Raw genomic sequence first — 9,199 nt, 5'->3', positions numbered from 1 at the left:
ATACCCTACTCCAAGGGAGGGTCCTCTCTGGTCGCGGAAAACATCCAGATTCTCTGCGCGAGGCACAACCTGGAGAAGCGAGATAAGATAGAGTAGGTTCTTTCCTGAGGGAACGCCTATGCCGCGATACGTGGTGCAGCAACATTTTCGAAGCGAGGACGACTGGCACTTTGACCTGATGTTCGAAGCGGGCCAGGCGCTCGTCACGTTCTCCTCGCATGCCCCGCCCGACGCTTGCGCGCAACTCCCCTGCCTCGTCCGCCATCTCGGGGACCATCGCCTGGCGTACCTGGAGTACGAAGGCGAAATCTCCGGCGGCTCCCCTCGGCCGACGAAATCCGCATCCGCCTTGCCGGCGAAAAGGCCGACGGAACCTTCCAACTCGTCCGCGACCCCGCCAGCGGCACCGATTATTGGCGGTTGAGACGAGTAACGGAGTAACGAAGTGACGTAGTAACGTAGGCGCCGCAGGCCGCCGCGCGCCGTTTTCCGTTTGGCGGCAAACCGCCAGGGTATGCCCGCTGAATCGAGAGGCCCAGCAAGACGAAAAGGCGAACCCCGCCTCCGTCACTACGTTACTCAGTCACTCAGTTACTATCTTCTCCCCGTTGACACCGCCTCCGGGGGCCCTATAATCAGCCCCGCACGCAAGGATGCCGAAAGCGAGCCGGGCCGTGACCGAAACCGAAACCCGCGACAAACTGGAGGCCCTCCAAGAGCGTCTGACGACGCTCAGGGACTCTCTTTGACGTCGCCGGCAAGCGGGTGCGCCTCGCCGAAATCGAAACCCAGATGGCCGCGCCCCATTTCTGGGACGACCCCGACGGGGCTCAAGGGGTCGTCCGACGACTGAAGGGCCTGAAGGCGGTCGTCGATCCGGCCGAGACCCTCCGCAAACGCCTCGAAGACGCGGCCGCGCTGCTCGACATGGCGTCCGAGGAGAAGGACTCGGCGGCCGTCGCCCAGGTAGGCGAAGAAGTCGCGGCGGTCGAAAAGACCCTCGCGCGGCTCGAGTTCCTCTCGCTCCTCTCGCGGCCGGACGACCCGAAGAACTGTTACCTGGCCGTCCACGCCGGCGCGGGCGGCACGGAAAGTTGCGACTGGGCCACCATGCTCCTTCGCATGTACGCCCGCTACATCGAGCGGGCCGGCTGGGAGATGACCATCGTCGACGCCGTCGAGGGCGAAGAGGCGGGCTACCGCAGCGTCACCGCCCACGTCGTCGGGCCGTACGCGTTCGGGTACCTCTCAGCCGAGGCCGGCGTCCACCGGCTCGTGCGGATCAGCCCGTTCGACTCGGCGGCGCGCCGCCACACGTCCTTCGCCAGCGTCGACGCGCTCCCGGAACTCGAAGACGCCGGCGACGTCGAGATCAAAGACGAGGAACTCCGGATCGACTATTTCCGCGCGGGCGGCGCGGGCGGCCAGCACGTCAATAAGACGAGTAGTGCCGTCCGCCTCACGCACCTCCCGACCGGCATCGTCGTCCAGTGCCAGAACGAGCGTTCGCAGCACCAGAACCGTCACACGGCGATGGAGATCCTCCGGGCGCGGGTGCAGCGCGTGGAGGAGCAGAAGCGCGACGCGGAACTGACGAAACTCTACGGCCAGAAGGGCGAAATCTCCTGGGGCAACCAGATCCGCTCCTACGTCCTTCAGCCGTACACCATGGTCAAAGACCACCGGACCGAGTACGAAACCGGCCGGGTCCAGGATGTCCTCGACGGAGACTTGGATGAACTCATCGAAGCGGAACTCCATCGCCGCGCCGCCGCACGCAGCGCGTCGGCGTAGTCGCGCCATACAATGAAGAGGAGATAACCGTGGCACAGGAAATAGACTTCAGACCCAAGGAAAACAGCCCCTTTACCCCCGGCCAGCCGGCTCCGCCGGAGATATTCACCGGGCGTGGGGAAGAGATTCGCAGGCTCAAACAGTCCATCATGCAGACGAGTTCCGGAAAACCGCAGGCGGTTTTTATCTGCGGCGAGCGAGGACTTGGTAAGAGTTCTTTGGCGCGCTTCTGCGAGTTTCTCGTTGTCCAAGACAACCCTCTCATACCGACGGATATCAAGTTTGCGGTGGCTTACAACGCCTGCGGCGCCTGCGACAATGTCACCGACGTCTGCAAAGTCCTCCTTCAGAATCTTACGGCTGGAATAACGGAAACGAGCCTGCTGGAAAAGGCCAAAGCCTTGCTCGGCCGCTACATCGAAGATATATCGGTGCCTCTGCCCGGGTTTCGCCTCAACGTAAAACTCAAACGCGGTGCGGAGGAACTCAAAGAACTGCGGCTGAATATGGCTCAGGTCGTACGCGATCTTTGGAAGATCCTGAGTGAGAAGAAGCGCGCGGTGATGGTAATCTTGGATGAGGTCAACGGTGTAGCGGCCACAGAGTCCTTCGCCAATTTTATCAAGACCTTCTGGGAAGATCTCTGCGCCGCAAAGATCCCCATTTTGCTCATGCTCGTGGGCCTCGAGCAAAGGCTCCTGGAAATGATCCAGGCGAACGAGTCTGTTGGGCGCATTTTCGAGCGGATAGTTCTGCGACCCATGCCCCTGACGGAGGTATGCCAATTCTACGAGAATGCCTTTGCAAGCGTCGGTGTCACGGCCGACAAGGGTGCCCTGTCGGAGCTGGCCAGACTTAGCGGTGGATACCCTGTCATGATGCACGAATTGGGAGATGCAACCTATTGGCGCGATTCGGATGGCCACCTCGACCAGCAAGACGCCCGGGAAGGTTCTTTTGATGCAGCCCAACGTGTCGGAGAAAAGTATTTCTCCAACAACTTTTTCGGCCGTATGACCCACCTAGGAGTCATGCGCCGCAAAGAGCGCGGGGTTTACGAATACACTTACCCCATGTTCCCTTACTACCTCGCGTTGGAAATGTTCAAGCAAAGGGAGTCCGATTGAAAAGTAGATCGAAGGTCCTGCTGCTGATTTGGGTAGCCTGCTGGGTGGCGGCGGGTCTCGGGTCGGCCGGCTGCGCGCCGTCCGTCCCGCCCAACGCTCAAGGCCGCGACGTTGTGCGGCCGGCCCTCGGGTTTGCGCTCAACGTGCCGCAGGGATGGGTCGTCCGCGACCTCGGCGGCGACGTGGTTCTGGAGATCGTCGTGACCGACGAACGCCGGGGCGAAACGGCAGCCCCGGCCGAGACGCCCCCCGAGGCCCCGGCCGGCGCGCGCCGGCGAATCCCGAGCGCCGTCGTCCAGGTGACCGTCATCGAGCGGGAAGGCAAAACCCTCGACGCCTGGGTCGACGACATGGTCGCCGAACTCGTCAGCCTCCAGCCCGACCTCGCCGTGTCCCAGCGGGACGAGACCGAATTGGCCGACGGACGCCCCGCGCTGCTGCTGACGATCGAGAATCCCCGCGGCGTCGAGCCTCTCGAACAGCGGATGCTCCTCGCCGTCTCCGACGAGCGGGCCTATGCCTTGATCGCCACGGCCAGGCAATCGGAGATGGCCATCGTCGAGCCCGAAATCCAGGTCTGTTTCGATTCGTTCGTCGTGTGGTGACGGCCCGGGCGAGATCCCGGACGGCTCCGGCAAACGGGAAATGAAAAGACGCAGAGCAGAGGAACCGATGAACTTCGAAGCCTTGAAAAAAAGCGATCCGGAACTGGCGGACCTCGTCGAGCGCGAACGGAAGCGCCAGAGCGAAACCATTGACCTCATCGCCAGCGAAAACTTCTGCCCCACGAGCGTCTGCGAGGCCGTCGGCAGCACCCTCACCGACAAGTATGCCGAGGGATACCCCGCCCACCGCTGCTACGGCGGGTGCGAAACGATCGACGAGGTCGAACGCCTCGCCATCGAGCGAGGCAAACGCCTCTTCGGATGCGAACACATCAACGTCCAGCCCCACTCCGGCAGCCAGGCCAACATGGCCGTCTACTTCGCCTGCCTCAAGCCCGGCGACACCCTCCTGGCAATGGACCTGGCGCACGGCGGCCACCTGACGCACGGCATGAAGGCGAACTTCAGCGGCCGACTGTACCGCATCGTGCGCTACGGCGTCAGCCGAAAGACCGAGCGGATCGATTACGACGCCCTCGCGCGACAGGCCCGCGAGGTCCGCCCGGACCTCCTGGTGGCCGGCGCCAGTTCCTATCCGCGGGCGATCGACGTCGCGCGCCTGGCCGACATCGCCCACGACGCCGGCGCACGCCTCCTCGTCGACATGGCCCACTTCGCGGGACTCGTAGTAGGCGGCGTCCACCCGGACCCTGTGCCGGTCGCCGATTTCGTGACCGCCACAACCCACAAAACCTTGCGCGGGCCCCGCGGCGGCATCGTCATGTGTCGCGCCAAGAACGCCAGAGCCATCGACCGGGCCATCTTTCCCGGCCTCCAGGGCGGCCCCCTGATGCACGTCATCGCAGGCAAGGCGGCCGCCTTTGCGCTCGCCCAGACGCCCGAATTCAAGGCCTACCAGGTCCGGATCGTCGCGAACGCCCGGGCCATGGCCGACGAAATGCTCTCGCTCGGCTACCGGCTCGTCTCCGGCGGGACGGACACGCACCTGTTCCTCGTGGACCTCGGGCCGCAGAACCTGACCGGCTCCGAGGCGGAACGCCGACTGGGCAAGGCCGGCATCGTCGTCAATCACAATGTCATCCCGTTCGACACGCGTCCGCCGGCTCAAGGGTCAGGCGTCCGCATCGGCACGCCGTCGATCACGACACGCGGGGCCAACGAGGACGACGTCCGCGCGATCGCCCGATGGATCGACCGCATTCTCAAGGCCGACGATCTGGCGCGCGAGGCCAAGGGCGTCCGCAAAGACGTGGCCGAGTTCTGCCGCACCCATCCCATCCCCGCCTAGGCCGCCCAATCGAAGAAAGCGAGCGCCCCATGCCCGAGGAGGTCGGCGAAATCCTGATCCCATCGGACCGGATCGCGGCCCGCGTGGGCGAACTCGGGCGCCTCCTCGCCGACGCCTACGCCGACCGCGACCCTGTCGTCGTCGCCGTCATGAAGGGCTGCGTCCTGTTCCTGGCCGACCTCGTGCGCGCCTGGGGCGAGGCCTCCCAGCCGCGTGTCGCGGCCATGGACCTGGAGTTCGTCTCCGCCCAATCGTACGAGGGAACTCGCCCGGCAAAGGTCCGTGTCACCCTGCCGGAGGGGCTCGAGACGTGCGTCGCCGGCCGACCGGTCCTCGTCCTGGACGACATTTTCGACACGGGCCGGACCCTTGCTGCCGTCTGCCGCCGGATCGAACCCCTCGGGGCCGCGGAACTGAAGACGCTCGTGCTCCTCGCGAAACGCCGCGCAGCACCACGCGAACCGCCCATCCGCAGACCCGACTGGGTCGGCTTCGAGATAGAAGACCGGTTCGTTATCGGATACGGCCTGGACTATCGCGGCCGGTGGCGGAACCTCCCCTACGTGGCCGCCCTCCGCCAGAAGCCGTAAGGCCCCGCCGGACCCCGGCGCCGATTCCTTTCAATTTTCCCCAGCCCCGATGCCGATAAGACCTGCGGGTGAGGGGGTCTGCCCTTCACTTCCTCCGTGACCCGAGGAAAAAACCTTGCAGGCCACCGAAACGGAAACGCTGAGGCAGGAACTCGAACGGACGCGCCGGCGGGCCGAAAGACTCCAGCGCTGCCTTGTCGAGGCCCAGCGTCTGGCGACCGTCGGCCAACTGGCCGGCAGCATGGCCCATGAGTTCAACAACCTCCTGACGATGATCATCGGCCGCGCCGAGCAGGCCCTCAAACACGACGACGCCCAGATGCGCCGGACGGCCCTCGAAAAGACGGTCGCGCTCGGCGAGCGCGCTGGCGCCATCGTCCGGAGCCTGATGAACTACGCCACCGGCCGCCGCACCGAGACGCGCATCGTCCCCGCCGACGCGCTGATGGACGCCGCCGTCGGCCTTCTCGAATGGCACCTGCCGAAGGAAAACATCCACCTCGTCCGCCAGTACGAGACGTCGGCGCCCGTGCGTGTCGTGCCGGTCGAAATGGAACACGTCCTTCTGAATCTCCTCCTGAACGCGCGCATGGTGATGATGGCCACGGGGGGAACGCTCACCTGCACCGTCACCCCCGCCGACACGCCGGCCTATGTCGCTCTCCGCGTGAGCGATACGGGCCGCGGCATCGCGCCCGAGCATCTCGATCGGATCTTCGAACCGTTTTTCACGACGGCTTCACATGCAGACGAGGAAACCTATGAGAACGGCGGCGCGGGGCTCGGCCTCTCGGTCGCGCGGGACCTGGCGCACCGGGCGGGCGGCGAAATCCGCGCGACGAGCACGCCCGGCGTCGGGGCCACCTTCACGGTCCTGTTGCCCATCGCGGACACGAGTGAATAAGGAAGCACCCGGGGACGGACGCCAGGGGCACGGTGAGCCGTGCCCCGCTTTTTTGCGCCAAGCCAACTTTTTCCCGGAGACGTGCAATATACGGAGGGCGCCCTCGTTTAGCGGGGCGGAAGTGGGACGCGTCCGAAACGAAAAGGAAACCGGGGGGTAGAACGCGGACGGCGACCGAAAAACGTTCGCTCGCCAGGAAAGGAGCCAATGATGAAGACGCGAATCGCATGGATGCTTGTCGGGAGCGCGACGCCCATCGACTGGACGGACGATTTCTGGTTACCACCACACGTCTTGCGCCCACTAGATAGGTGAACGGGCCGCGGACGGCGGCTCGACTTTAAGGAGAGGGACCATGAGGCAATACTGGGTGTTTGCAGCGGTCGCGTTGTTGGCGTTCGGATTGGCAATCGGCGTGGCGTTTGCGGCCATGGGAGCCTGGGCTCCCGGTGGCGGCGGTCCTGGCATGAAAGGCCCCGGCGGGGCAGGGCCCGGCATGAAAGCGCCGGGCGGCCAGAACGAGCAGGCGCCGGCGGCGCCGGGTTCGGGCGACATGCAGGGCCAGGGCAAGCCGGGCCCCCGGCCGAGTGGTCCCCCAGCGGTCGATCGCGCCCTTGAGCGCGCGATGGACAAGCCCTTGACCGATGACCAGAAGAAGCAGATCGCCGATGCGATGAAGACAATGCACGACGCCATCCAGGCGGCCCATGAGGCCTTCTTCCAGCAGTTGGCCACGATTACGGGGCTTACGGTCGACCAGGTTCGCCAGACGCTGCCGCCGCCTCCGGGTGGTCCGGGCGGTCAGCGTGGTCGGGGTGGTCCGGGCGGGCGCGGCGACGGCCCTCCACTCCCGCCGCCTCCTCCGCCGGGTGGTCCGGGCGGCCCGGGCGGGCGCGGCGACGGTCCTCCGCCCCCGCCGCCTCCATCTTCGCACGGCGCGGCCAAGTGACCGCTGGATTCACGTTGGCGCGGATAGGGCCGTAATGCACAATGACCGGACCGTGGACGAGACAGATCGCAACGACATCGTGGCGGCGAGGTCCGGCGACGAGGCGGCGTTTGCCCGCCTCGTCGGCCGCCATCAGCCGGCCGTCGCCGGCATCCTGTGGCGGTTCACGCGCGAGCCGGCCCGGTTGGAGGAACTGGTGCAGGACGTCTTCGTCGAGGCGTACTTCGGCCTGGACGGATACCGCGGCGAGGCGCCGCTCGAACGCTGGCTGGCCAGGATCGCCACGCGCATCGGCTACCGGTTCTGGAAGAAGCGGGGGCGGCAAGCCCCTGTGCCGCTCGATGGGTTCGATCCCGTCGCCCCCGCCGACGACCTGGACCCTGCGGCGGCCGGCGCCCTGGTCCACGCACTGCTGTCCCGCCTGCCGCCGGCCGAGCGGCTGGTTCTGACGCTCATGTACTTTGACGGTTGCAGCATCGCCGACATTGCCGGGCGGATGGGTTGGAGCCGCGCGATGGTCAAGATGCGGGCCTACCGGGCCCGGCGGCGGCTGAAGGAAATCGCCGGCAAGGAACGCCTGGTGGAGAAAACAGGATGGACGAGTTAGAAGCCGTTGAGCGATTGGTGCGCCAGGCCCGGAAGGAACAGCCGCCGGCCACGGACGCGACCGGCGCGGTGCTGGCGAGACTGGGGACGCCGCGCCGCACCGGACTCCTGCCGCTGTCGCTGGTGGCGGTGGCGGCGTCGCTGGCAGCGGCCGTCGTGCTGGCGCTGGCGATCCAGGTGTGGTCGGCCGGCTCCGACCCGCAGGCTGCCTTTTACTCCGTCGTGGAGGTGACTCAGCCATGACCGACCCGACTGAACAGCCATCGGCCCCTTGCGGCCCGCATACGCTTCCGCCTCGCGGCCCGCGGACATGGGTCATGGTCTTGATGGGCCTGGTGATCGTGGCCAGCGGCGCCGTTATCGGGGCGGGGGTCACGGTCATGGTGCTGAGGAGCGTCGCCTGGGCGCCACCGCCCCCCCTGGGGAAACAGACGGCTGCAAGAATCACGGCGGACCTTAAGGGCCGTTACGGCCTAGACCAGGCGCAGGCCGGTCACGTGCAGGAGATCATGACGCGGCGGTTGGCCGCCATCGAGGCCATTCGCGACGACGCGCACGCCAGAACCCAGGCCGAGCACGAGGGCCTGCGCAGCGAGATGAAGGCGGTCCTTTCGCCGCAGCAGTTTGGGCACTGGGAAGCCAGCTTCGACGCATTACGGCCGCCGGCGTTTCCGCCTCCGCCAGGGCCGCGCGGCAGGCCCCCGGGACAGGGCCGGCCGGGAGACGGTCGTCCGCTGCCGCCGGGTCCGGGGCAGCCGGGTTTCGGTCCGCCCGACGGTCCGCCGCCTTCGCGTGGCGGCCCGCCTCCTGGGCCGCCTCCAGGAATGGAAGGCGGACCAAGGCAACAGCCCTGACGTGATCGAACCTCGAACAGGTGGTCAAGTGATGAAAACGAGGATGACGGTCCTCACACTGGTCGTGAGCTTGTGTGCATCGGTCGCAATGGCGCAGGATCGGCAGCCGGCCCCCCCTTCGCACGGACCGCAGCCCCGCGACAACGCGAAACGGTACTCGATTGAGCAGGCTGTCTCCGATCAGGCGCAGCTCCACACGATCGCCTTCGACGGCCTGGCCTTCCTGACAGGCGACTTCGGTTGCGACACCTTCCTGCCGCCCGGGAAGGTCTCCGACTACTTCGGCTTTCAATACATGCGGGACATCGACGCCAAGGAGGGTGGGCACAACACGTCCTTCCTGACGCGGATCGCCCACAACATGCTGGCCGTCCTGAACGATGACCAGAGGGCGCAGCTCCTGGCCCTGGGCAAGGAGCAGGAAAACGACATCCGGCGGTTCGCCGAGATGCGGCTGCCGC

At 66.1% G+C, this 9,199-nt stretch carries 13 protein-coding genes; 12 read left to right on the top strand and 1 reads right to left on the bottom strand.

Translation table 11 applies throughout. The features are described from left to right. The 11 genes from NTX40_11615 to NTX40_11565 all read left to right on the top strand — a co-directional run. A partial coding sequence (locus tag NTX40_11615; GenBank protein MCX5649716.1) for an HNH endonuclease occupies positions 1 to 96 on the top strand: 96 nt, incomplete at its 5' end. A gap of 22 nt (positions 97 to 118) precedes the next feature. Beyond that, a complete protein-coding gene (locus NTX40_11610; protein ID MCX5649715.1) occupies positions 119 to 424 on the top strand; it encodes a hypothetical protein in 306 nt (101 codons plus the stop codon). Positions 425 to 653: 229 nt separating this feature from the next. Then, a protein-coding gene (gene prfB, locus NTX40_11605; protein ID MCX5649714.1) for a peptide chain release factor 2 occupies positions 654 to 1,794 on the top strand; the annotation gives its coding sequence in 2 pieces (ribosomal slippage) (positions 654 to 746 and positions 748 to 1,794; 1,140 coding nt in all). Between the two features lie 29 nt (positions 1,795 to 1,823). Beyond that, positions 1,824 to 2,921 carry an ATP-binding protein gene (locus NTX40_11600; protein MCX5649713.1) on the top strand — a complete coding sequence of 366 codons (1,098 nt, stop codon included), beginning with the start codon at positions 1,824 to 1,826 and terminating at the stop codon, positions 2,919 to 2,921. Then, complete coding sequence (locus NTX40_11595) at positions 2,918 to 3,526, top strand: hypothetical protein (protein ID MCX5649712.1); 609 nt, start codon at positions 2,918 to 2,920, stop codon at positions 3,524 to 3,526. Before NTX40_11600 ends, NTX40_11595 begins: the two co-directional genes overlap by 4 nt. A 67-nt stretch (positions 3,527 to 3,593) precedes the next feature. After that, positions 3,594 to 4,835 (top strand): serine hydroxymethyltransferase, encoded by a 1,242-nt coding sequence (locus NTX40_11590; protein MCX5649711.1) that lies wholly within the window; start codon positions 3,594 to 3,596, stop codon positions 4,833 to 4,835. Between the two features lie 29 nt (positions 4,836 to 4,864). Next, positions 4,865 to 5,425, top strand: a complete 561-nt coding sequence (locus NTX40_11585) for a phosphoribosyltransferase family protein (GenBank protein MCX5649710.1) — start codon at positions 4,865 to 4,867, stop codon at positions 5,423 to 5,425. Between the two features lie 115 nt (positions 5,426 to 5,540). Continuing rightward, positions 5,541 to 6,329 (top strand): ATP-binding protein, encoded by a 789-nt coding sequence (locus NTX40_11580; GenBank protein MCX5649709.1) that lies wholly within the window; start codon positions 5,541 to 5,543, stop codon positions 6,327 to 6,329. A gap of 355 nt (positions 6,330 to 6,684) precedes the next feature. Continuing rightward, on the top strand, positions 6,685 to 7,278 hold the full coding sequence (locus NTX40_11575) for a hypothetical protein (GenBank protein ID MCX5649708.1): 594 nt from the start codon (positions 6,685 to 6,687) through the stop codon (positions 7,276 to 7,278). A 52-nt stretch (positions 7,279 to 7,330) separates the two neighbouring features. Further along, positions 7,331 to 7,885, top strand: a complete 555-nt coding sequence (locus tag NTX40_11570; protein ID MCX5649707.1) for an RNA polymerase sigma factor — start codon at positions 7,331 to 7,333, stop codon at positions 7,883 to 7,885. After that, a complete protein-coding gene (locus NTX40_11565; GenBank protein MCX5649706.1) occupies positions 7,873 to 8,127 on the top strand; it encodes a hypothetical protein in 255 nt (84 codons plus the stop codon). Before NTX40_11570 ends, NTX40_11565 begins: the two co-directional genes overlap by 13 nt. A gap of 230 nt (positions 8,128 to 8,357) precedes the next feature. Here NTX40_11565 and NTX40_11560 read toward each other — a convergent pair whose 3' ends face one another. Then, a complete protein-coding gene (locus NTX40_11560) occupies positions 8,358 to 8,516 on the bottom strand; it encodes a hypothetical protein (protein MCX5649705.1) in 159 nt (52 codons plus the stop codon). Between the two features lie 253 nt (positions 8,517 to 8,769). On the opposite strand from NTX40_11560, the gene NTX40_11555 reads away from it, so the two are divergent. Further along, the coding region (locus NTX40_11555) for a hypothetical protein (protein MCX5649704.1) at positions 8,770 to 9,199 on the top strand (430 nt) is incomplete at its 3' end.

Source organism: Planctomycetota bacterium, assembly GCA_026387035.1.
Classification (GTDB): Bacteria; Planctomycetota; Phycisphaerae; order FEN-1346; family FEN-1346; genus JAPLMM01.
Note: the sequence above shows the minus strand (reverse complement) of the source record. Positions and strands in the feature narration are given on the sequence as shown.